Here is a 20,900-nt window from a genome sequence, read left to right on the forward strand (position 1 = left end):
TTCGCCATTTTTAGCCATTTTCTAAATATTTTTGTAACCTTAAAATTTTTCATATTTATTCCGTTTCACGCATCGCCGTCCCCTTTCATATGATAAATAGAAAGTGTATGCATAAGGAATATCACATGGCACAGTTTACACCGGTTTATGGAACCATCACCTCCATCACCCCCATGCAGACAGCAGACGGCACGCAGGACTGCACCCTTTTATTTTTCGTCATGACGCAGGATATCGGCCCTGTTACCTTTACTGTCACCCCCCTCACCTATGTGGAAGGCCAGGAGACGTTAAAGCCAGGAGACCCCATTGTCGCATTCTATGACAGTTCAGTCCCCACCCCACTCATTTATCCGCCCCGCTATCACGCAGTCCTGATTGCAGAGACGGATGACGGTCTCTTTGCCGCCTTCGACTATTTTGACGAAAATCTGGTTAATTCAGATGCGACGCTCAAATTAAACCTGTCGGAAAGAGGCGGGACCGAAGTACTTATGGCCAACGGACAGATCTACTACGGCACACCGGCGAATCACTACCTGCTGGTACTCTACAGTACCACCACGCGCAGCATCCCGGCCATGACCACGCCGGAAAAGATCATTGTATTCTGCAGCGAATAGCCTGAAGGCTGCCGCCGGCCGTCAAAAAGGGATATCCGGTCTAGACCAGATATCCCTTTCTTTGGAGCTCCATCTCTATCATATCCAGATTCTTTTCCGAATCCGCGGCCACCGTGTGGTAATGGCAGCCGCCGGTCAGGGCCTTTAACGGCTGATCCCTGCTCATCGCCATCTGATTCACGAATTCCAGCGCATCCAGCCGGTTGTTGATAATTAAATCCACACTGATCTGGCCGTAGAGTGCGTGTTCAATAGATACGTCCAGAATTCTTCCTCCGTAATCCACGATCGTCTGAAGCTCGTCCAGCATGTGCTCCGTATCGTGATTCACCCGGAAGACGCGGACGCGCGCCTTCTCTGCCCCCTGCTGGGGTTTATAGAGAACATAGCCCTTATTTGTGGACATGATCTCCTTATTCTCGGCCCGCAGAAGGGCGATATCCTGAACCACGACCTGACGGCTCACTCCCGCCCGCTTCGCCAGCTCCGCTCCGGACACGGGAGACGTCTCCTGATTCAGTATCTCCATGATCTGCTGTCTTCTCTTATCTCCGTCCACTCGATCCATCACTCCTGTTCCGCAGTCCCATCTTTTCTGTCGTTTATATCATTCACTGTCATAAATGCCCCCTCATACCCCAGTTTCCGGCAGAGGGCCGCCATGTGGGGCTGTTCCAGCTTTGCAGCCGCCAGGGCGTCTACCTCATAAAATACGGACTCCTTCGGTCCATCGGCCAGCACCTTTCCGTGTGCCATCACGATGACCCGCTCAAAATACTCCGCCACGAAATCCATATCATGGAGAATCGCCAGCACAAACTTTCCGGAATCACTCAGTTTTCTTACAATTGATCCTATGACTGCGCGTCCTCTGGCATCCTGGGCAATGGTCGGCTCATCCAGAATCAGAACCTGTGTATCCATGGCCACAACAGACGCGATTGCCACCATCTTCCGCTCCGATAAATCCAGATCATAGGGATTTTCTTCCGCCGCATCTAAGAGTCCTACCATGGAAAGGGCTTCTCTGGCCCGCTTTTCTGCCGCCTCCCGGCTCATGCCGATATTAAGGGGGCCCACCATGACTTCGTCCATCACACGGTTTTTAAAAATCTGGTCATCCGGATTCTGAAATACATACCCCACACTGCCGGCCAGCTGCGCCACCGTCCGCTCCGAGATATCCTCATTACCAAACAGGATTGACCCGGAAACCGGCTTCAAAAGCCCCTTTAACAGCTTGACCAGCGTCGTCTTGCCGGCACCGTTCTGGCCGATCACCGCAGTGGGTCTCGTATCCAGCTCCATGGCAAGGCCTTCCAAAACAGGCACATGCTCCAGATAGTGGAACGACAGGTCCTTTATACGGAAGATTTCCCCTGACATTCTGTCGGCGGCAGCTGGCAGCCCTTCTGCCCCCACTCTCTTTCCGCTTAACCCCGCCGGAAACTGATCCCGCAAGGCCATGGTCTGCTCCATCGTCACCGGATAGAGGCGCTTTCCCTCCTCTTTTCTGCACACGGAAAGCTTCCGGCAGACTCTTGTAAACACAGGCGCTTCCACGCCCAGTTCTTCTAAATCATCTCTGGAGAATATCTTCTCCGGCGTATCGTACGCAATCTGTTTCCCATCGTGGAGAAGCAGGATTTTATCGCAGTAGGAGGCCAGTTTTTCCATCTTATGCTCCACCATAATGATGGTAATTCCGGTTTTGGACAGCTTATCCACCACCCGGAACACCTCCTCGCTTCCCTGAGGATCCAGCTGGGAGGTCGGTTCGTCGAGCACGATAATCTCCGGCTGCATGGCCAGAATGCTGGCGATAGCGACTCTCTGCGTCTGTCCTCCCGATAAATCGAAGGGGTTCCTGTCGCGGTACTGTTCAATGTCGAGCAGCCTTAAATTCTCTTCCACCCGGCGCACGATCTCCTCCCGCGGCACGCCTAAATTCTGCAGGCCGAAGGCAATTTCTCCAAATACCGTATCCTTCGCCCCGGAAAGCTGGTTAAATGGATTCTGAAAGATCAGTCCCACCTTCTGACAGAGCAGCGCCACCGGTGTTTTGGCCGCTTCCTGCCCGTCGATCACGATCTTTCCGCCATAAGCCCCCTTAAACATCGTGGGCACCAGGCCGACGAGAGCCTGACAGAGCGTGCTCTTTCCAGCCTTGTTTTCACCTACAATCCCGATAAAGCTGCCCTTTTCCACTAAAAAATCAAGGCCGTCCAGCGCCAGCTTTTCCGTATGGGGGTAACGGTATTTCAAATTTGTCACTTCAATCAGAGCCATCTTATCACCCTCCATACGATAGAACCTGCAATCAGGAGGACCATCAGAACCATAAATGCCCTGTCGCGCCCCTTGATCTTGTGATCGCTTAAAAACGTCTTCTTTGTCTTCGAATCAAAGCCCCGCACCTCCAGCGCGATGGCCCTCTCCCTGGTATTGATGAGGGAGCTGCTTACCACCGGAGAGATCAGCGGGATAAATGCCTTCGCCCTCACGAACAGGCTTCCTTCCGTCTCCATCCCTCTGCTCCGCTGTGCATCCATGATGGTATTCATCGTTCCCATCATCTGCGGAATAATCTGAAACACGGAACTGATCATATATCCGAAACGCGGGGAAAAGCCCGCCTGCTCTAAATCATCCACCAGGGTGGCCGGCTTCGTAGTCAGCACAAACATGGCGAACGCCAGAAGCATGTTTAAAATGTTAAGCCCGATCCTGGAAGCGTAGAGAAGCCCTTCCTTATAGAACTTAAGCGGCCCTAAGGCCGCCAGGACATTCTGATTCTCCCGGTTGAACAGACCGTGGATCAGAAAGACCGTGATGATGATGGTAAACGAAAAAGCGATCAGCGGAAAGACCTTTTTAATGATTTTTCCGCTGATGAGCAGTCCCAGGCTGACTGCGATAAACACGCCGAACATCCACAGTGTGCCCGTGATTAAGGGCACACTGATGGCCGCCACGATGTAAAGCATCTTGGCAAAGGGATGCAGCCTGGTCAAATACGTATCTTTGTCCACAAAAAGGCTGATACTTTTCATAAAACGCTCCATCCTTCATTTAAAATTTCATGATTAATCGAGGCTTTCCACCTCATCGCCCATCTCATAGAGGGAGGTCAGCTTCTTCGGCAGTCCCTTGATGATGGCAAACACAATTAACAGTGTGATCAGCTTATCCGGGACATCGACGATCACCTCGTCCAGGAAGGAGCCCAACGCTACCGGAAGGCCGGAAGCCTGAGACCATGCGAATACCGCGTCGCCCCAGAGGTTGCCGGTAGTACCGCCCCAGAACAGGATGTTGAGCGGTGTGGAGATGAGAACTGCCACAAATCCGGCCACGCATGCCGTTAAAACAGCGCCGGAAAGCTTCTTCATGCGTCCGAGCCTTGCCATGATTCCGACTGCAATGCCGATACCGAGGCTGGTCAGCGCATAGACCAGGGTGATGGAATCGCCTGTGGTAAAGCCATAGATTAAGTTGTTCGCCGCGCCGCAGATTCCTCCGATGATCGGACCGCCCAGCACCGCGCCGATACAGGTTCCGATGGAATCCAGCCATAACGGCAGCTTCAGGACTGACGCGAACAGCTTCCCTAAATAGTTGATTCCGATACAGGCCGGAATCAGAACGATACATGCTGCATTCAATTTGGTTTTAAAAATATTACTCATACGAATTGCCTCCCTGTTTGTTTTTATCTATTCGTACAAACGCTTCAAGCGCTGTAAGAATCTCCATCCGTTCCCCCTGCATCATGGCGGACTCTCCGCCTGTATAGCTGTTAATGTTCTCCTCCAGAGAATCCTCCCACTCCACGACCGTGTTTAAGATCGAGGCCGTCCTCACGCCCCGCAGCCTTCCAACAACAAACAGCGCCGCCGTCTCCATATCGGAGCCGAGCACGCCCCTCTCTCCCCAGTAGGTGCTGACCGCCTCCTCGTCGTCGATATAGAAGCTGTCATGGCTCCTGGCGATTCCCACATGGGTTTTCGCCCCCAGCTCCTCTGCGCTCTCCATACATGCCACTAACAGTTCCGTGTCCGGTATGGCCGGGTAAATACTGTCCACATACGTGACCGAGGCACCGTCATCCCGCACGGCGCCGTTTACGAGAATTAAGTCCCCCAGCCGGATCCCCTTTTTTAAAGCGCCGCAGCTTCCGATCCGGATCATCGCCTTCGCACCGATTCTCGCCAGCTCCTCCACCGCTATGGTGGTGGACGCTCCGCCGATCCCCGTGGATACCGCCATGACCGAAACGCCCTTGTAGACACCTCTCAGGCTCCGGTATTCCCTGTTATAAGCCAGTTCTTCCACCTCTTCAAGGCACTCCGCAATCCGGTCCAGCCTCTGCGGATCCCCGGGCAGAAGCACATAGTCCGCGGCCTGTTCCCTTGACAGCCTGATATGAGGCATGATCTCATCCATGTTCCCATCTCCCTTCTTATTTCTCATTTCTGTTTTCTGTTATCACGTTCAGAAAGGGCTGTACTTCCTTTATCTCTCTGACACTTTCGCCAAAAACAGTACTGCCCTTTTGTTTAAATTTACCATAATCCATCTGTCTTGTCAATCAAAACGGCAGCTGACAAGACAGTTCATTTTTTGAGATCCATTTACCTGCGTTCGGCGGAATGCCGCGAGGCAGAATAAAGAATCCGGGCCATCCGGACACGCCGACCGTCAGCGTGTCCGGATGGCCCGGACTTTTTAATATTCTAAAAAAATATTCTGCTCAATTAATTATAACAGATAACCGGTATGCCGGTGTAAACCATATCGTAAAGAGTCTGCGCCTTTCCCGAAGGCAGATTGATACAGCCATGGCTTCCGCCGTACTGGTAAATGGTGCCGCCGAATTTGCTTCGCCAGCTGGCGTCATGGAGTCCGATGCCTCCGTTAAACGGCATCCAGTAATCCACATGGCTCTCATACTCATATGTGCCATCTGCCTTCTTCTCGCCGCGGAGCACTCTGTCTGTCTGCTTATAGGTCAGACTGTAGATCCCCTCCGGAGTCGTGTAATTCTTGGATACATTCCCCGTCACACAGGGCGCATCCCAGGCCAGATTCCCATCCTGATACATGTAGACATGCTGGTTCGTCAAATCAATCTCCACATACGTCTTTCCCCAGTCCGTGGTCCGGTCCTGAGCCTTCTTGCTGTATAACGGTTCCCTCAGCTGGCTCTGTCCGGTCCGGATCATGGCGATCAGTGATGCCGTCTCGCCCGCCTGGTCAATCTGCCATCCATAGGGACCGGTCAGATTCAAATCTTTTCCCGTTGTCGTATGGAACGCCCGCGTCTTTCCGGCCGTATCATACTGATCTGCCATGGATTTTACAAACGCCGCGGCCTTGTCGTAATTCACATCCACAAGCCCATCCTGGGTGCTTCCGAGAATCCAGGTACAGATAGTTTCACCTTCGAGCTTTATTGTCTGCTCTCCAAACTGATACGTAATAACCATGTCCCTGCACCGGTTCATGGTGTCGCAGAGATCCTTAAGAGCCGCATCCTCCGCGGTCACGCCGACAGTCACATAACAGCCGGAGGCCACGAGATCCACTTCACTGCTGCCTGATTTCACAGCTTCCTTTATGAGAGCCGCCGCCTTGTCCTTATCCACGTTGTTGCCCTGCACCTCCGGGATAATCGTAAAGGGGGTTCCCTCCTGATATGCCGTAATATGGGCATCCTGGGTCACTACAATATCCGACCCGCTGATACAGGAAAGTCCGTTCACCGCGTTCATCACAGCACTCTCATCGAACTGTACGCTCATATTCACGCTGTGGGAATTATCCGCCGAAGGCCCGGACACACGGCCCGAGGCATTCTGTTCGTCGAGAATGGCCGAAAGCCCTTCCGGTGCCGCCGCTTTATATCCGACATCACTGCCCTTTAAAGTCTCAGTCTTCCCGTCTCTCTCCTTTATCGTCAACTTGTATTCTGCACTGTAAAAGCCTTCTATCTGTGTTTTCGCTTCATCCACGGTAAGTCCGCCGATCCCGATGCCGTTTACCCTGGTTCCTGGTACGAATCTGGTCGTGTCATCTGCCAGTACAGCCTGCGCCGACATTATGATAAATACTGCCGCCAGCAGGGCACTTCTTACAAGCATTCCTGTTTTCTTCATTCTGATACTCATTCACCTTACCTTAAAACCTTTTAAGAATTGAGTGCCGTCCGGTTTAAAACTACCGCCGTCTGCTCTTTCTATACCTTAACACCATATAGGGTAAAAGTACAACCCCTTTTTTAAATGTAAGAATTACTTAATATTTTATTTCTCTTTTATTCCCTTTTCCGTCCCGGACAGGCGGTACTCCCCGCTGCCCTCCAAATAGACCCACTGAATGGTACTTTCCTCCAGCGCATCTGTCCGGTACGGATTCCTCTGCTGCCAGGATGCTCCATACAGGCTGCTCTTCAGTTCCCCGCGTCCGGCGCGGACCGCATCCTGGCCCGTCATGGACTTTAAGTCCACCAGTATACTCTGAAACTCCTCTCCTCCGTCGGATATCATTACGCTGGTTTTCCCCCATTCCACGGCAGACGCATACAGGGGCAGTTCCACCTGGCCCATAGATTCAAAAGACTCGTCCAACCCCAGGACAACCGTCTTCCATTCCTGCGGATAGCCATACTCCCCCACCGTTTCCGCCACGGAACATACAACCGCCCATTCCGGGCCTTCCGGCAGCGCCGTCTTCTTAAGCTCCGCGCGCCCGCAGAGCCGCAGATCCATCTCCTTCACCAGTTTTGTACCTCCTGACTTGAGATCCAGCTCCCTGATTCCGTCTGGAGCCGCGAGATAGTAGGAGTCCCCATCCAGCCATCCGGCTGACCGGATCCCGCCGTCTTTTGTCAGATTTTCAAAGTACTGGTTCCACTGTACAGAGGTCCCCTGCTGCCCATCCGCGGCGTCCATTGCCGATATACAGAGCCGGTCTCCTTTATAAAATCCCAGATTGATGCCGAACAGCAGCCCCTTGAACTTCTGCGTGACGGCCACAGGTTCTCCTTGATACGTAAATGCATCTATGAGAAGTGAGTGCTTCTCATCGGGCAAAGGCACCGCCTTCACCTGCCCCGACTGAAAATCGTACCGGAACAGCCGCGGCAGAAATCCCTGGGGATCCGCCCCGATAGCCCCCTGATAGACCCGCTCCGTCCGGTCCTCGTTGTCCATGCCGTCAAACAGGACGTAAAGGCAGTCGTCGTCCATTTTAAGAAGAGGCGCCCGGTCCAAATCCATCCCCGTCTCTTCCAATACAAACAACTCCCGGATACTTCCGTCGGTTGTGATCTCCATCACATGATAGTTGTTCCTGAACTGTCCGGCAGGCTCTTTATAAATAAAACAGCCCTCCGGTTTCTGTTCTCTCTTCCTCACAATCTCGAACTCGCTGGTATGGTACGACGTCTCGTATTTTTCTGAAAACCGGTCCAGCGCAAAGTTGATCACGGTCCTTCCATAGAAAACAGTCAGAACAGCCAGAACAATCACGGTGCCCAAAAGAATCAAACAGCGCCTTCGCACCCTTTTCTCTTTTCTCAGGGAATCGCTCATAGTGTCCACCAGAAGCTCTTCCACGGCGTCTTTCCGGATATTCTCCTCCTTCCTCTCCCCACAGAGAAGTTCCACCACGCTGACGTCAAGCTCCCTCGCCAACTGCTCCAGCATCGATATATCCGGAAGGCTCAGCCCAGTTTCCCTTAGTTAAAGATATGAACCCTATTTATCAGTCTACTTTTCCAATAAATCGGTAGTATATCTCTATTTCCTGTATTCTTTCATTGTCCTCATTCGTTGTTGCTTCGTGAATAAGGATTTTTTCTATCATTGCATTTAATAACGGTGCTGTCAGTTCCTTTGGTACGGAATACTCCTTGATTAACTCAATCCACTTTTCAGCACCTATCATATCCTGTTCCATTTTACTTAATTCTTCTCTTAGGTTGGTTATCTGCTGTTCCAGTTCTATCTGCTCCTTTTGATATTTCCCCGACAGCATGATGAAGTTTCGTTCCGTTATCTTCTCACAGGCTCTATCTTCATACATTTTCGCAAACAAGCGGTCAATCTCATTTTGTCGGTTCTCGGCTTTCTTCAAAGCACTTGCCTTTTTCTTCTTTGCCCGTATTCGCTCTGCATTGCCAGCCTTTTGTATCTTATTCACCACCTTTTCTTCGTCCTGCTGTACTGCCTTAGTCCAATATTGCAATCGTTCCAATACTGCTTGATACAACACATCATAACGGATATAGTGCATAGAACAAGTACCTTTTCCAAACTGTCCGTAGTAACTGCAAGCATAATAACTGTAAGGCGTTTTATTTGCCTTATTTGTCGCAAACCGCATAGACCAGCCACAATCCGCACACTTGACAAGCCCTGCAAATATCGGCGTTGCTTTTTCCTTTGTCTGTCTACGCCTTGATTTTATCTGTTCCTGCACACGATAGAATACTTCTTTGTCAATAATCGGCTCATGCGTGTTTTCTACTCGAAACCATTCACTTTCGGGTTTTCGTACTTTCTTCTTGCTTTTGAAAGAAATAGTTGACTGTCGATTATGAACGCTGTTGCCGATATAGACTTCACTTTTTAAAATTGCCTTAACATGAGCAATCGTCCATTCATAACGCTTGCTGTCGGGCTTTCCCTCAAAGATATGTGCAAAAGTACCATACCTTGTAAAATTCAGCCAAGACGCTGTCGGAACTTTTTCTTCTCGCAGTACCTTTGTGATTTTGGCACTACCGTAACCTTGATAGGCTAGGGAGAAGATTTTTTCAACAATCCATTTTGTTTCCTCATCAACCAGCAGTTTTCCTTTGATGTCGGGGTGTTTCTTATATCCTAACGGAGCATAAGCCCCATAATACGCACCCTCTGCAAATTTTGTCTTAAATGCAGATTTCACTTTACGGCTTGTATCTCTTGCCACCCATTCATTGATGATATTCTTAAATGGTGCAATCTCACTTTCGCCTTTTTCGCTGTCTACACCGTCGTCAATCGCTATGTAACGGACATTATGGCTGGGAAAATACAATTCTGTATATTGTCCTGTCATAATATAATTTCTGCCAAGTCGGGAAAGGTCTTTCGTTACAACACAGTTGATTTTTCCTGCCTCTATATCTTCAATCATTCTCTGGAAACTCGGTCTTTCAAAATTTGTTCCCGACCAGCCGTCATCAATATACTCATCAATCACATTCAAATGATGTTCTTTTGCATATAGACGCAACATACTTCTTTGTGTGGTAATGCTGGAACTTTCGCCCTGTAATTCATCATCTCGGCTTAACCTAAGATAAAGTGCAGTATTGTAAATCTGTTGTTTCATTGTCAGTTATCCTCCTTTATAACTAACCCGTGTTTACAATACCTGCTTGCAAGTAAAGTATAACACGGGTACTTTTTGTCATTCAATCTATTTCTTACAACTGCACCGATTTTATGCGATTGTCTGCTTTGCTTTTTCCAGCATAACATCCGTCAGAAGTTCTTCCATTGTCTTTCCCTTTTCGGAAAAATGCTCTTTTACAACAATCTTTGTTTTTCCTCTGTTGCCAATGCCACGCTTATTATCTGTCTTTTCCTGCCTTGTTTTTACAATATCAGCAATAACACATACCCCCTTTCTGTAAAAATCTTTTCTAAGCAATTCAACGGCTTTTGTCATAGCCCACAGGAGTTCCACCTCTGCATAGTTCTTATGTAGCCGTACCCATTGCGTGCGACGCTCTGAACGCTCAAGCTGTGGCTGTACGGGAGTATCATTATCAGACAGGACAGGTCATGGCGGTAGGAAAGGACAAGTTTCTTACAGGAACACAGATAAGGCTCGCTCACTTTAGCAGGGAAAAGGTCATGGCGTATCTGTTTCAACGGCTCGCTGTCTGTCAAACGTATTAAATTGCTTTATTCAGTTGTCAAAGAACATGAAAGAAGAAAATCGTCTTTCCTAATATACCGCGTTGGAAAAGAGCAGAAGCGTAACCAATCTTCAAAACTTTTCTCTTTTCCTGCACCATATAGGGAAAGAAAGTGTCATTCTGCTAAGTTGGTGATGAAAAAATCTGATTTTCTTTTCACACCCTAACTACCCATGCAACACTATTACTACCAACTATGGAATGAAAGATTTTCTTTGCTCCATATAGGGAACGGAAACTACGGATTGTTAAGTTGAAATTGAAAATCGTTTCTTCTTTCACATCATATAGGGACAGCAACCACCGATTTAATGACCTGTTTTCAAAAAAAGTCAGATTTCCTTTCCTTGCACCATATCTGTACGCAAGTAACCGTTTTGTTGCAGATTTTTTGAAGAAATTAAAAAATACCGTCATTCCCTTGTGGAACAGCGGTATCTTTCTCAATCATATCTGCTATGTCTGTTGTCATTTGTTTGATTTTTAATTCCTGCTTTTCTGTTAGTCTTGTATGTCTGTCGATTTCTTCCAGATAATTTGCCCCTGTTTTCTTTTCAATCTCTTTTATCATCAATAAAGAGGGCATTACCTGTCTTTCTAACCAGCGTTTTGTTTTATCCATATTGACTGCGACAGGTGTCATAACAAATGGAAGTGAAGTCATTACATTATCTAAAAATATATCCCATAAAATATAATCGGGAAAATCTATCTGTGTGAGAATAAGGTTCGCTATGGTCTGTTCGGGATTTCTTGAAAAAACAAATTGTTCTATCGTTTGTCCTGCTTTTTCATTTTTCAAACGAATTTCAAAGCGGTTCTTAATGTCTGTTTTTATGCCTTTGCTTTTTTGTTCCTTTTCTTTTTCATATAGGCAAAAGTAGATAGAACTATTCTTTGAACCGATATAAAAAGTTTTTGCAGTATCTCCATTTGTACCCGATAATTTTCCGCTGTCTACTGCTTCATGGGTTCTTGAACGTTTCCATACCTTGTTGGCATAATAGCGTTCTCTTAGAATTTCTATATCCAGCAATCCACCCATATCATTGACTGCCAAATCTATGCGTTTAAAAACACCTTGATAATCTATACAACAGCTTAAAAAGCAATACCAGTCTATCCCTCTTGCCTGTAAAACATATTCCAAGTTCCGACACCCCATACCTCTTAATTCCAATAAAACACCCATAGAACTATCTTTAGAAGCATTTACACTAATATCCCCATAGACATACTGTTCTTCATAACCATACATTCCATAATCTTCATGGATAAAATATTCGCTCTTCATTGCCAGTATATTTTTTATAATTTCCAATGCGTCTGTGGTAGGAAAACGAACACGCAGATAGTCAATCGTTAAAGTGAAAGGCTGAGTACAATTACAATAATCAAGATAATGCAAAAGTATATGTTTCATTTCTTTACTGGCTTTTGTTTTTCCGTTTTCAATTTCATTTAAGTTCTGCCTGCTGATTTGTAGTTCCTGTGCCAGTCGTGATTGCGAGTAATCACAGGCATTTCTCTTTTGCTTTAATGTTTCAATAAATTTTATATCATTCATGCTTTATTCCTCCAATCAAAAAAAGGCATATACTCATAGGAGCATACACCTTGTATCTTATATTTATTTTCTATTGATATGCTGTTTTAGACCTGTCGGGTAGAAAAAATAGGGTGTGAAGTGAAATAAGTTCTTATAACCTTATAAATCGTTGCATATCAGCAGTTTTGTATTTGTTTTTGCTCTTGTCTTTTGTAATAGTACCCCCCTGTTAGATAACGGGGGCTTTGAACGGCTCGCTAACGCTCGCCCAACCGCCAAAGTGAACCAGACACTCGCCAGCAAGCTGGCGTGGCTCTATGTCTTCGACCGCCACCGTGTCTGGATCACTCCGTCGGTTTGCAAATTTTTAAACTTATCTTTGTATAACCTGAAATTTAATAGCGTAAAACAAAATAAATTACATATACCCAACTAAGCAAGCCATGAAAAATTGCCCACCCAACTGATTTCCATGTTGTATAACTTATGACCATAGCTAAAGCACTACCGAATGTAATACCTGATTTAACAGTTTTTTGTACTATTGTTGTTTTATTTTCTTCCATAATTTTATTACTCTCCAATCTGGGATTTATTTGTGTCTTGCTTTGCTGATAAGTTCTTCAGCAATAACACTGAGTGCCATACAAATACCACATACTGCCCCCATATAAACTCCTATTGATTTGCCAATATACTCTGTTCCAGACTTTGTAAGTTCGTAAATAGGTATTCCGAGTATTTTAACAGTTAGTGTATTTACATCTGTACTATATGCGTTAGTATATCCAAAGTAAATTGCGACGCTCATCAATAGCATTGCAAGAGCAAATCCAACTATCAGCGCAATCAGAATTTTAATTTTTTTCTTCATATATTTTCTCCCCGATAAATTCCACTTTTCTTAGTTCTATAAACTGGAATTGTCACTTCCGGCATAAACAAAACGGATGTCCTGCCGGATCAAACATGGTTACAAAATCATTTCCTCCAAATTGACTTTCCGCTTTCTTGGCTCCCAATGATTCCGCTTTCTTAACCATTTCTGCAACATTATCAACCTGAAAATCAAAATGCATCTGTTTTTGTTGTTTTCCTGTATCTTCTGGCCATACAGGAGGAACATAATCTTTTTCCTCAATAAACAAAAAAACAATCCCCGAAGAACTACTGACAGCCGGTCTTGCAAATAGTTCACACATTTCCCAACCTAATAATTCTCCATAGAATCTTTGCAATTTTCTTTCATCATCACAATCAACCATAACATTCCCTAATACCACTTCATCTACCATATTTTTAACATCCTTTCAAATTCTAATTTAGCTGTTCATTCTTTTTATAGTTTCCTCTATGGAAATACATTCAGCATAACGTTCATGCCACATAAATTCGTTATAATATCGGTAACTTTTTTGGCTATCCATATAATTATTGTTTATCGTCGAATTTGCAAATGCAGGTACAATCAAATTAAAGCCATATTCAAATCCGCTTATTACTGTTGCATTGATACATTTATCGGTTTGAAGTCCAACAATAATTATGTCTTTTTCATTATTTTCTGCTAAATACTCAACTAAACCAGTATCTTTAAATGCACTGTTCACACTTTTAACAAACAATTTCTCATTAGATAATGGCTTAAATTTTTCAAATACTTCAAAACCATCAGTACCTTTTGTTAAACCGCTCCCAATGCCATCATCATGTACAACATAAATGACTTCAACATTGTTTTCTCGTGCTTTTTTAATTAACAGTTGAATATTATCAATAAACTCATTGTAATTATATAATTCATCATTAACAAGTGCCTTTTGTGTATCTACAACCAATAAGACCATTTTTCCACTCCCCCTTAATAAATTTCAATTTATATGTTTCTCTGTATTTACATTATACCATTTTCCAATACCTGCTACAATGTTTCAAAATCTTAAGACTACTATTTTTTCTGCTTTTGAAAAGCTACTTATCCGTCCATAATTTGTAAAGGGTGCTAAGCATTGCTTACGCAACAAGCCCTTGACAAATCATATCCCGATAAGTTTAGAGTAATCAAGCAGAAATGAAATAGTCTGTTGTTTCAAGCCAACGAAAAAGAGATACCAGCACATTTATGCAGTATCTCTAACTTAACAGCATTATTCTTTTATTCGCAAGCAGGTAAACACAGGTTATTCCTTAATATCCTTTTGTTTGGGAAACTCCCCGCTCCCATTTGGATACCGCTTTATCCGTCAGATGGAGGCGTTCCGCTAACTGCTGCTGTGTCATCTGTCTCTCTTTTCGCATGGACCGCACGAACTGTCCGAATTTCTCATTATCCATAAATTCCCTCTTTTCCTGCTTTATCAGAACATGCCTGAACAATGCTGTACGCCAGATCCGCGGAGTGCAGCCGGCCTTAACCATATTCCAGTCGTGATCCAGCAAGTGAAGTGTACAAAATTTGGGGAAATATAGCAACCGACTGTCAGTAGAATTGCGGATTTTCGCCTGCTGTGTACCCAGATTTGGCATGAAACCATGGAATCCAGACAATTAAATGGCTCTGAAGGGAGTATTCATCTGAAAAAGCAGCAGGGAAGCCAAACGAATTTAAGGCTTCCCTGCTGCTTGAGTCTTACTCTGCCAATTACATCTCAGTCTACCACTTCAATGCTCTCAATCACCGGCTGATTTTCCTTTGCCACCGTTCCGTTTCTGTCTGTCACTTTCGTGTCCTCACAGATCTTATCAACGATATCCATCCCGTCCGTCACGTAGCCAAACACCGCGTAATCACCGTCGAGGTGGGGGCTGTCCTGATGTACGATAAAGAACTGGGAGCTTGCGCTGTTCTTATCCTGGGAACGCGCCATGGAAATGGCTCCGCGTGTATGGGAAAGCGGGTTATCCACTCCGTTGCTGGAAAATTCACCCTTGATGGTGGTATCGGAACCGCCCAGCCCTGTACCCAGCGGATCTCCTCCCTGAATCATAAAGCCGTCGATGATGCGGTGAAACGTCAGTCCGTCATAGAAGCCGGACTTCGCCAGAGACAGAAAATTCTCGACGGTAATCGGGGCGTACGTCGGGTCGAGTTCCACTGAAATGGTACCGTAGTCCTTTACCTGAATCTTTACATGATGCTTCGCTGCTTCCCCTGTGCCGTCCGCTGTACCGGCGTCCGTTTTTGTCTCCGCAGTACCTTCTGCTGTACCTTCGTCTGTTTTTGTCTCCTCCGCAGATGTCTCTGTGGCGGCGGAGGATTTTGTCTGGTCTGCCGCGCCCGCTTTTCCGGAACATCCGGCCAGTACGGCCGCTGTCAGAACCATGAGCAGCATGATACGTTTTTTCATAATCCATCTCTCCTGTCATAATATCGTGTTCTCTGCTAACGTATCATATTATAAAGCCGTATAAGAAAAATATCAAATGAATTTCTTGTGTCCTAGTACTGCATAGCGTAATTAATTGTGAATAAAATGCCTGATATCTGCGTCAGAGGCGTGTCTGCAAAGCGACGGCGTAGTGGACCCTACGACTAGCTTTGCAGACACGCCTCTGGCGTAGATAGCGGGTGTTTTATCACAGTTAATTACGCAATGCGGTACTAGTAAGCCTTTCCGCCCAGAATCTCCTCATAATCCTTTAGATTCCGCTCCAGAAGGGACGGCGTATCCAGGCCATAGGGACATTTGCTGCTGCATTGGCCGCAGTGCAGGCAGTCCTTGATCTTCATCATCATATTCTGTGACGCCTCCGTTAAATGGCCCGCGGATGGCGACCGGCGGATCAGGAGCGACATCCGGGCGCATGTGTTGATCTCGATCTCAGCGGGACACGGCATACAGTATCCGCAGCCGCGGCAGAACTCCCCGAGCAGTTCCTTTCTGTCGTGTTCGATTACCGCCTCCAGTTCCGCTGTCATTACTGGCGGATTCCCGATGTAGGACAGAAATTCATCGAGTTCATTTTCCCGCTGGATTCCCCAGATAGGCAGCACATGATCGAACTTTGCCAGATAGGCATAGGCCGCGGCGGAATTGGTGATGAGTCCTCCTGACAGCGCCTTCATCGCGATAAATCCCATGTCCGCCATCCTGCACGCTTCCACCAGCTCCAGTTCCTTTTCAGATGCCAGATAGGAAAATGGAAACTGCAGCGTCTCATAAAGACCCGATGCGACAGCCTCGGCCGCCACATTCAGCCTGTGGTTGGTAATGCCGATGTGACGGATCTTCCCGTTCTCCCTTGCCTCCAGCATCGCCTCGTAAAGACCGCTGCCGTCTCCCGGCTTCGGACAGACTGCCGGATTATGAAACTGGTAAAGATCTATGTAATCCGTCTTCAGAAGCCGCCGGCTCTCCTCTAAATCCCGCCGGAACTCCTCCGCCGTTTTTGCCGCTGTCTTCGTGGCAATGAATATCTTTTCACGAATCCCCTCAAAAGCCAGTCCCAGCTTTTCCTCACTGTCACTGTAGGCCCTGGCCGTATCGAAAAATGTAATTCCATGATCAAACGCCTTTTTTAACAGCCTCCCCGCCTCTTCCACCGAAACCCTCTGAACCGGCAGCGCACCGAAGCCGTTCTTGTTCACCGTAATCATGGTTCTTCCCAGTGTTACCTCCGCCATATCCGCTCTCTCCTTTGTATACAAATAGATTCTGTTTCATTTCTATAAATTGTATCACACTGTTATGGCCAAGGGTACATTTTTCAGGATAAAATCTCAATCATTTACACGAGCGTACTATTTTCAAGGAAGGCCGGCAGCGCTGTGACCGCCTTTGCATTTTGCAGATAGGACCTGATCTGTTGTATTTGCTCATAGGTAACGCAGATATTGCCGGCAGCTATGGAGATGAAATGGTCTGTTTTCAGTTTGCCGACCGCACGGTAATACGTCCTTATGCTGACGCCGATCTCATCGGCAATGCGGGTATTGGGAACCGCTATCGTGTACTTTGTCTGCTGTCTGTGATTGGTAATCCAGTGATCCATGATATAGATCATAAGCTTCGTGCATGGATCGTAGAAGAGCGTATGGTCATAGCGGAAAGACGTTTGAAAAAACTTGCTGCAGATCGAGTATAAGACCTCATAACACATCTCGCCGTTTTGTTTCACACTCTCTAAAAAATATTTCTGATCGATATCAAGGACCAGGCAGTCCTCCAGTGCAAGATTGTCCGCAAAATAACCGGTAAGGGACAGTACGGTAAAGTCAACCCCTAAAAATGTTGGGGCCTTTTGAATCCGAATCGTGTTTTTTCCGTCAACAGAGCTTCTTATCATGGAGAAAGACCCCGACATGACGTAGTAGACTTTTTTTATCGGTGTATGGACCGTAGTGATATATCCGTCTTTCGGAACCATACGTACGGTGAGCATACGATTGAGAAATGGATTTATAATATCACTGGTCAGCGGATTCCCCAGTCTGTGCTGTTCCTGTACGAACTGCATGATTTGATACAGAGTATTTTCGGTCGTATTAATCATAGCGTCTTCACTCCTTGAAAATGTTTGTTATAATCATTATAGCACTTTCTGTCGAAAAACGTGACCGCAATCATCGATTGCAGAATCGTGCAGCAAAGAGGCCACCATATAGTAAAAGTGCACAATTTCAACTTCTCAGATTACACAATATACACAATATATTCCCAGTGTGCCAAATGGCATCATAACTGCCCGGAAAAATCCTATAAAATGGGTTTCAGCAAAAGCAATTACACAGTAGTGGAAAGGTAAGAGGAGGATATTTTAATGGGGAAACATGCAGGGAGTAAGAAATTTGGAAGGCCGGATTATTTCAATTTCGGAAAATACGCGGCAGGCGGCATCGGATTTAGTATGACCAATCAAATCGTAATGGTATATCTCACGTTCTTCTGTACCGACATTTTCGGTATCAGTTCTTTGACGGTGGCAGGTCTCATGCTTGTTACCAAGGGCATTGATGCCATAACAGATCCGATCATGGGCTTTCTTGCGGATCAGACCAGGACGAAGCAGGGACGGTACCGGCCATACTTGATCTATGGAGCGCCGGTTCTGGGAGCGCTGATCTATTTGCTGTTCAGTGCGCCGGAGCTTTCTTCCACCATGAAAGTGGTATTTATTTACGTAGTCTACATACTGTATTCACTGGCCTTCACCGTAGTCGGAGTTCCGTTTACCTCACTGGTTCCGGTTCTGGCGAAGGACTCTACGGAGAGAACCATGGTCGTATCATGGAAAAATGTCATGATTCAGGTGGGCCGTTTTTTCATTACAACGTTCGCCTTACCGTTAGTCGAGGTGTTTGGCGGCGGAGCCACCGGCTGGGGGCGATTCGGAGCATTGGTGGGCGTTCTCATTACCCTGTGCTTCTGGTGTGTCGCGTGGGGGCTGAAGCCATATGATACCATCGATTTAAAAATTGAAAGGCCAAAGGTCAATCTGCTGAAAGAGACGCAGCTGATTACCAAAAACAAACCGCTGCTCATGCTGATGTCGGCTTTTGGTACGGATATGATTGCAAACTCCGCACTTTTAGCAGTCAATATGTACTATTTTAAATACGTCCTGGGAAGAGTGGATTTAGTTCCCATCACTTCCGTGGCATTGACCGTGACAGGCGTCCTGTCCAACCTGGCGATCCCGTTTTTAACAAAAAAGGTTGGAAAAAAGAGACTTTACTGGTATGGAAGTCTTTTCTCCATCGTCCCGCTGGCTGTCCTTTTGCTAAAACCAGTGGTTCCCAGCGCTGCATTGATCGTGCTGATCACCCTGTTTGGCCTTATTTCCACGGTTCCGAGTGCGCTGGCCTGGGCCATGCTTCCTGACTGTGTGGATTATGCGGAGTATATCACCGGTGTCAAAGGAAATGGCGTTGTGTCATCCACATTTTCATTTATGAATAAATTCTGCGGCGCCATAGGCGCGTTTCTGGCCAGCTACCTGCTTGGTATATTTGGATTTGCCGCGAATCAGGAACAGACACAGACCGTATTGTTTATCATCGTTGTCTTAAGATTCGGAATCCCGATTCTAGGATATATTGCGTCGCTGCTTTCGATGCACTTCTACGAGCTGACAGATGAGAGAAACATGGAAATCAGGCACGCTTTAGACGAACGGGCACAGTTATAAAGAGGAGACAACGGATGAAAAGACCAAATATATTACTGATTACCACAGATCAGCAGAGATACGATACCATCTGCGCCATGGGATATGATTTTATGGAGACCCCCAACTTAGATCTGCTGGCCGCGGAAGGCTGCTGCTATCCCAATGCATTTTCCAGCAATCCCGTCTGTATGGCGGCCAGGCACCAGATCATCACAGGCCTGACGGCCAGGTATCACGGATTTGACGACAACTATTTTGAAAGTGATCCAAAGATGATCCCTTACGATCTCCCGACGCTTCCGCAATTGCTGTCCGATGCAGGTTATGATACGATTGCGATAGGAAAGATGCATTTTCAGCCGTGCAGAAGGCATAACGGATTTACGAAAATGGAGCTGATGGAAGAAATCCCGCGATACTTAGAGGATGATGAATACACGAAGTATTTAAAAGAAAACGGGTATGGACATTTGCAGAGTCCCCATGGAGTGCGCCATCTGTTATATATGCTGCCTCAGAGGTCCCTGATTCCGGAAGAGCATCACGGCAGCACATGGGTGGCAAAAAGGAGTATTTACCATCTGCAGGAAAATGCGGGAAAGAGACCATTTTTCCTGTGGAGCAGCTTTATAGCGCCTCATCCGCCCTTTGATGTACCGGAAAAATGGGCGGATCTCTATAAAGGAAAAGAGCTTCCTCCGTTAAAGGAGTCGAAAACTCCGATTTCCGAGATTGCAGAATGGAAAAAGTATGTTGCAGACTATCCCAGGGAATCTTATCTTCGAAGAGCAAGAGAACTCTATTATGCGTCTGTCTCATTTGTAGATTATAATATCGGTAAAATCATTCAGCAGCTGAAGGATATGGGAGAATATGATAACACCCTGATTCTCTTTACAAGCGATCACGGAGAAATGTTAGGGGATCACGGAACCTTCCAGAAGATGCTTCCGTATGACGGCTCTGTAAGGATTCCATGGATTATGAGGTATCCGGACAAGATAAAAGCCGGAAGTAATGACGACAGATTCGTTGATATCAACGATATTCTTCCTACTGTTCTGGACGTGGCGGGAGTTTCCTATCCAAATCCTGAGAGATTGCCGGGCGAATCGATTTTCGCTGAGGATGGGAGAAAGGACAGAACGGTGGAATATGTGGAACACAGCCACGGAAAGCTGCGCTGGATAAGCCTTATAACGAAGAACTATAAATACAATTACTACTATGGAGGCGGTCAAGAAGAACTGTTTGATCTGGAAACTGATCCGGATGAAACGACAAATCTGCTTTATCATGACCCGGACGCCGAAACGCTCGTGGTCAAAGAGAAGTTAAAATCTCAGCTGACCGCATTTGAGGCGCAGTATGGACTGAAAGGTTACGTCGAAAATGGCCAGTTTGTGGAACAGGAGGAATTCAAGCGGTTCAAGTATCATGAAAATAACCCGCCGCTGTTTTCCAAGAGACAGGAAGGTGACTATATGAGCCTGGAGGAGGAAGTAAAACGGGCGGTGGCTCATGAAAGCGTCGTGAAGCTGGAAGAGCTGGATATCCCTTATTATACGGAACGGGGCGTTCTTAAAAGAGAGGAATTGTTGAGAGACAGCGGCCGGGAGAAGTTTTGAACGGCTGGCAGAATCTT

Annotated in this window: 21 protein-coding genes; 3 read left to right on the forward strand and 18 right to left on the reverse strand. The window is 46.5% G+C overall.

Going from position 1 to position 20,900, the window contains the following annotated elements; translation table 11 throughout:
• Positions 1 to 125: 125 nt before the first annotated feature.
• Positions 126 to 623 carry a hypothetical protein gene (locus H8S80_RS14030; RefSeq protein ID WP_002602612.1) on the forward strand — a complete coding sequence of 166 codons (498 nt, stop codon included), beginning with the start codon at positions 126 to 128 and terminating at the stop codon, positions 621 to 623.
• A gap of 40 nt (positions 624 to 663) precedes the next feature.
• On the opposite strand, the gene H8S80_RS14035 is transcribed toward H8S80_RS14030, so the two are convergent.
• From H8S80_RS14035 to H8S80_RS14120, 18 genes are all read right to left on the reverse strand, one after another.
• On the reverse strand, positions 664 to 1,191 hold the full coding sequence (locus H8S80_RS14035; RefSeq protein ID WP_117632029.1) for a transcription repressor NadR: 528 nt from the start codon (positions 1,189 to 1,191) through the stop codon (positions 664 to 666).
• Positions 1,191 to 2,912, reverse strand: a complete 1,722-nt coding sequence (locus H8S80_RS14040; RefSeq protein ID WP_117632027.1) for an ABC transporter ATP-binding protein — start codon at positions 2,910 to 2,912, stop codon at positions 1,191 to 1,193. The genes H8S80_RS14035 and H8S80_RS14040 overlap by 1 nt, the downstream gene beginning before the upstream one ends.
• Positions 2,903 to 3,676, reverse strand: a complete 774-nt coding sequence (locus tag H8S80_RS14045; RefSeq protein WP_025529967.1) for an energy-coupling factor transporter transmembrane component T family protein — start codon at positions 3,674 to 3,676, stop codon at positions 2,903 to 2,905. The genes H8S80_RS14040 and H8S80_RS14045 overlap by 10 nt, the downstream gene beginning before the upstream one ends.
• Before the next feature lie 33 nt (positions 3,677 to 3,709).
• The gene (locus tag H8S80_RS14050) at positions 3,710 to 4,312 is read right to left on the reverse strand and encodes an ECF transporter S component (RefSeq protein ID WP_117632025.1); all 603 of its coding nucleotides are present in this window, start codon (positions 4,310 to 4,312) and stop codon (positions 3,710 to 3,712) included.
• A complete protein-coding gene (locus H8S80_RS14055; protein ID WP_117632112.1) occupies positions 4,305 to 5,069 on the reverse strand; it encodes a nucleoside phosphorylase in 765 nt (254 codons plus the stop codon). The genes H8S80_RS14050 and H8S80_RS14055 overlap by 8 nt, the downstream gene beginning before the upstream one ends.
• A gap of 311 nt (positions 5,070 to 5,380) precedes the next feature.
• A complete protein-coding gene (locus H8S80_RS14060; protein ID WP_243007901.1) occupies positions 5,381 to 6,793 on the reverse strand; it encodes a L,D-transpeptidase family protein in 1,413 nt (470 codons plus the stop codon).
• Between the two features lie 135 nt (positions 6,794 to 6,928).
• Positions 6,929 to 8,332, reverse strand: coding sequence for a hypothetical protein (locus H8S80_RS14065; protein ID WP_118033304.1), 1,404 nt, complete (start codon positions 8,330 to 8,332; stop codon positions 6,929 to 6,931).
• Between the two features lie 58 nt (positions 8,333 to 8,390).
• Positions 8,391 to 10,004 carry a recombinase family protein gene (locus H8S80_RS14070; RefSeq protein WP_117518367.1) on the reverse strand — a complete coding sequence of 538 codons (1,614 nt, stop codon included), beginning with the start codon at positions 10,002 to 10,004 and terminating at the stop codon, positions 8,391 to 8,393.
• Between the two features lie 111 nt (positions 10,005 to 10,115).
• Positions 10,116 to 10,343: a hypothetical protein gene (locus H8S80_RS14075; RefSeq protein WP_042741427.1), complete on the reverse strand. Its 228-nt coding sequence runs from the start codon at positions 10,341 to 10,343 to the stop codon at positions 10,116 to 10,118.
• Positions 10,344 to 10,996: 653 nt separating this feature from the next.
• The gene (locus H8S80_RS14080; protein ID WP_004614023.1) at positions 10,997 to 12,163 is read right to left on the reverse strand and encodes an XRE family transcriptional regulator; all 1,167 of its coding nucleotides are present in this window, start codon (positions 12,161 to 12,163) and stop codon (positions 10,997 to 10,999) included.
• 377 nt (positions 12,164 to 12,540) lie between these two features.
• Positions 12,541 to 12,711: a hypothetical protein gene (locus H8S80_RS14085; protein ID WP_009243661.1), complete on the reverse strand. Its 171-nt coding sequence runs from the start codon at positions 12,709 to 12,711 to the stop codon at positions 12,541 to 12,543.
• 26 nt (positions 12,712 to 12,737) lie between these two features.
• Positions 12,738 to 13,019, reverse strand: coding sequence for a DUF5963 family protein (locus H8S80_RS14090; protein ID WP_009243660.1), 282 nt, complete (start codon positions 13,017 to 13,019; stop codon positions 12,738 to 12,740).
• A 52-nt stretch (positions 13,020 to 13,071) separates the two neighbouring features.
• Complete coding sequence (locus H8S80_RS14095) at positions 13,072 to 13,440, reverse strand: VOC family protein (protein ID WP_009243659.1); 369 nt, start codon at positions 13,438 to 13,440, stop codon at positions 13,072 to 13,074.
• A gap of 27 nt (positions 13,441 to 13,467) precedes the next feature.
• A complete protein-coding gene (locus H8S80_RS14100; protein ID WP_009243658.1) occupies positions 13,468 to 13,992 on the reverse strand; it encodes a cysteine hydrolase family protein in 525 nt (174 codons plus the stop codon).
• Positions 13,993 to 14,332: 340 nt separating this feature from the next.
• Entirely contained in the window at positions 14,333 to 14,479 is a 147-nt protein-coding gene (locus H8S80_RS14105; RefSeq protein WP_118033198.1) for a helix-turn-helix domain-containing protein, read from the reverse strand.
• Between the two features lie 314 nt (positions 14,480 to 14,793).
• Positions 14,794 to 15,492 carry a peptidylprolyl isomerase gene (locus tag H8S80_RS14110; RefSeq protein WP_025529971.1) on the reverse strand — a complete coding sequence of 233 codons (699 nt, stop codon included), beginning with the start codon at positions 15,490 to 15,492 and terminating at the stop codon, positions 14,794 to 14,796.
• A gap of 254 nt (positions 15,493 to 15,746) precedes the next feature.
• On the reverse strand, positions 15,747 to 16,769 hold the full coding sequence (locus H8S80_RS14115) for an aldo/keto reductase (RefSeq protein WP_117632020.1): 1,023 nt from the start codon (positions 16,767 to 16,769) through the stop codon (positions 15,747 to 15,749).
• Positions 16,770 to 16,873: 104 nt separating this feature from the next.
• Positions 16,874 to 17,638 carry a Crp/Fnr family transcriptional regulator gene (locus H8S80_RS14120; protein ID WP_117632017.1) on the reverse strand — a complete coding sequence of 255 codons (765 nt, stop codon included), beginning with the start codon at positions 17,636 to 17,638 and terminating at the stop codon, positions 16,874 to 16,876.
• Positions 17,639 to 17,905: 267 nt separating this feature from the next.
• Here H8S80_RS14120 and H8S80_RS14125 point away from each other — a divergent pair, with 267 nt between their 5' ends.
• Both H8S80_RS14125 and H8S80_RS14130 read left to right on the forward strand, forming a co-directional pair.
• Positions 17,906 to 19,273, forward strand: coding sequence for an MFS transporter (locus tag H8S80_RS14125; RefSeq protein WP_002602601.1), 1,368 nt, complete (start codon positions 17,906 to 17,908; stop codon positions 19,271 to 19,273).
• A gap of 14 nt (positions 19,274 to 19,287) precedes the next feature.
• Positions 19,288 to 20,883 (forward strand): sulfatase family protein, encoded by a 1,596-nt coding sequence (locus tag H8S80_RS14130; protein ID WP_117632015.1) that lies wholly within the window; start codon positions 19,288 to 19,290, stop codon positions 20,881 to 20,883.
• Positions 20,884 to 20,900 lie beyond the last annotated feature (17 nt).

The sequence above is a fragment of the Hungatella sp. L36 genome, assembly GCF_014288035.1.

What these genes read in the sequence shown, in the direction of transcription:
- H8S80_RS14100 (WP_009243658.1), bottom strand. Translation starts at nt 13,992, where the DNA reads ATGGTCTTATTGGTTGTAGATACACAAAAGGCACTTGTTAATGATGAA.
- H8S80_RS14050 (WP_117632025.1), bottom strand. Translation starts at nt 4,312, where the DNA reads ATGAGTAATATTTTTAAAACCAAATTGAATGCAGCATGTATCGTTCTG.
- H8S80_RS14110 (WP_025529971.1), bottom strand. Translation starts at nt 15,492, where the DNA reads ATGAAAAAACGTATCATGCTGCTCATGGTTCTGACAGCGGCCGTACTG.
- H8S80_RS14065 (WP_118033304.1), bottom strand. Translation starts at nt 8,332, where the DNA reads ATGCTGGAGCAGTTGGCGAGGGAGCTTGACGTCAGCGTGGTGGAACTT.
- H8S80_RS14045 (WP_025529967.1), bottom strand. Translation starts at nt 3,676, where the DNA reads ATGAAAAGTATCAGCCTTTTTGTGGACAAAGATACGTATTTGACCAGG.
- H8S80_RS14040 (WP_117632027.1), bottom strand. Translation starts at nt 2,912, where the DNA reads ATGGCTCTGATTGAAGTGACAAATTTGAAATACCGTTACCCCCATACG.
- H8S80_RS14085 (WP_009243661.1), bottom strand. Translation starts at nt 12,711, where the DNA reads ATGGAAGAAAATAAAACAACAATAGTACAAAAAACTGTTAAATCAGGT.
- H8S80_RS14035 (WP_117632029.1), bottom strand. Translation starts at nt 1,191, where the DNA reads ATGGATCGAGTGGACGGAGATAAGAGAAGACAGCAGATCATGGAGATA.
- H8S80_RS14060 (WP_243007901.1), bottom strand. Translation starts at nt 6,793, where the DNA reads ATGAGTATCAGAATGAAGAAAACAGGAATGCTTGTAAGAAGTGCCCTG.
- H8S80_RS14105 (WP_118033198.1), bottom strand. Translation starts at nt 14,479, where the DNA reads ATGGATAATGAGAAATTCGGACAGTTCGTGCGGTCCATGCGAAAAGAG.
- H8S80_RS14115 (WP_117632020.1), bottom strand. Translation starts at nt 16,769, where the DNA reads ATGGCGGAGGTAACACTGGGAAGAACCATGATTACGGTGAACAAGAAC.
- H8S80_RS14125 (WP_002602601.1), top strand. Translation starts at nt 17,906, where the DNA reads ATGGGGAAACATGCAGGGAGTAAGAAATTTGGAAGGCCGGATTATTTC.
- H8S80_RS14090 (WP_009243660.1), bottom strand. Translation starts at nt 13,019, where the DNA reads ATGAAGAAAAAAATTAAAATTCTGATTGCGCTGATAGTTGGATTTGCT.
- H8S80_RS14095 (WP_009243659.1), bottom strand. Translation starts at nt 13,440, where the DNA reads ATGGTAGATGAAGTGGTATTAGGGAATGTTATGGTTGATTGTGATGAT.
- H8S80_RS14080 (WP_004614023.1), bottom strand. Translation starts at nt 12,163, where the DNA reads ATGAATGATATAAAATTTATTGAAACATTAAAGCAAAAGAGAAATGCC.
- H8S80_RS14070 (WP_117518367.1), bottom strand. Translation starts at nt 10,004, where the DNA reads ATGAAACAACAGATTTACAATACTGCACTTTATCTTAGGTTAAGCCGA.
- H8S80_RS14075 (WP_042741427.1), bottom strand. Translation starts at nt 10,343, where the DNA reads ATGACAAAAGCCGTTGAATTGCTTAGAAAAGATTTTTACAGAAAGGGG.
- H8S80_RS14030 (WP_002602612.1), top strand. Translation starts at nt 126, where the DNA reads ATGGCACAGTTTACACCGGTTTATGGAACCATCACCTCCATCACCCCC.
- H8S80_RS14055 (WP_117632112.1), bottom strand. Translation starts at nt 5,069, where the DNA reads ATGGATGAGATCATGCCTCATATCAGGCTGTCAAGGGAACAGGCCGCG.
- H8S80_RS14130 (WP_117632015.1), top strand. Translation starts at nt 19,288, where the DNA reads ATGAAAAGACCAAATATATTACTGATTACCACAGATCAGCAGAGATAC.
- H8S80_RS14120 (WP_117632017.1), bottom strand. Translation starts at nt 17,638, where the DNA reads ATGATTAATACGACCGAAAATACTCTGTATCAAATCATGCAGTTCGTA.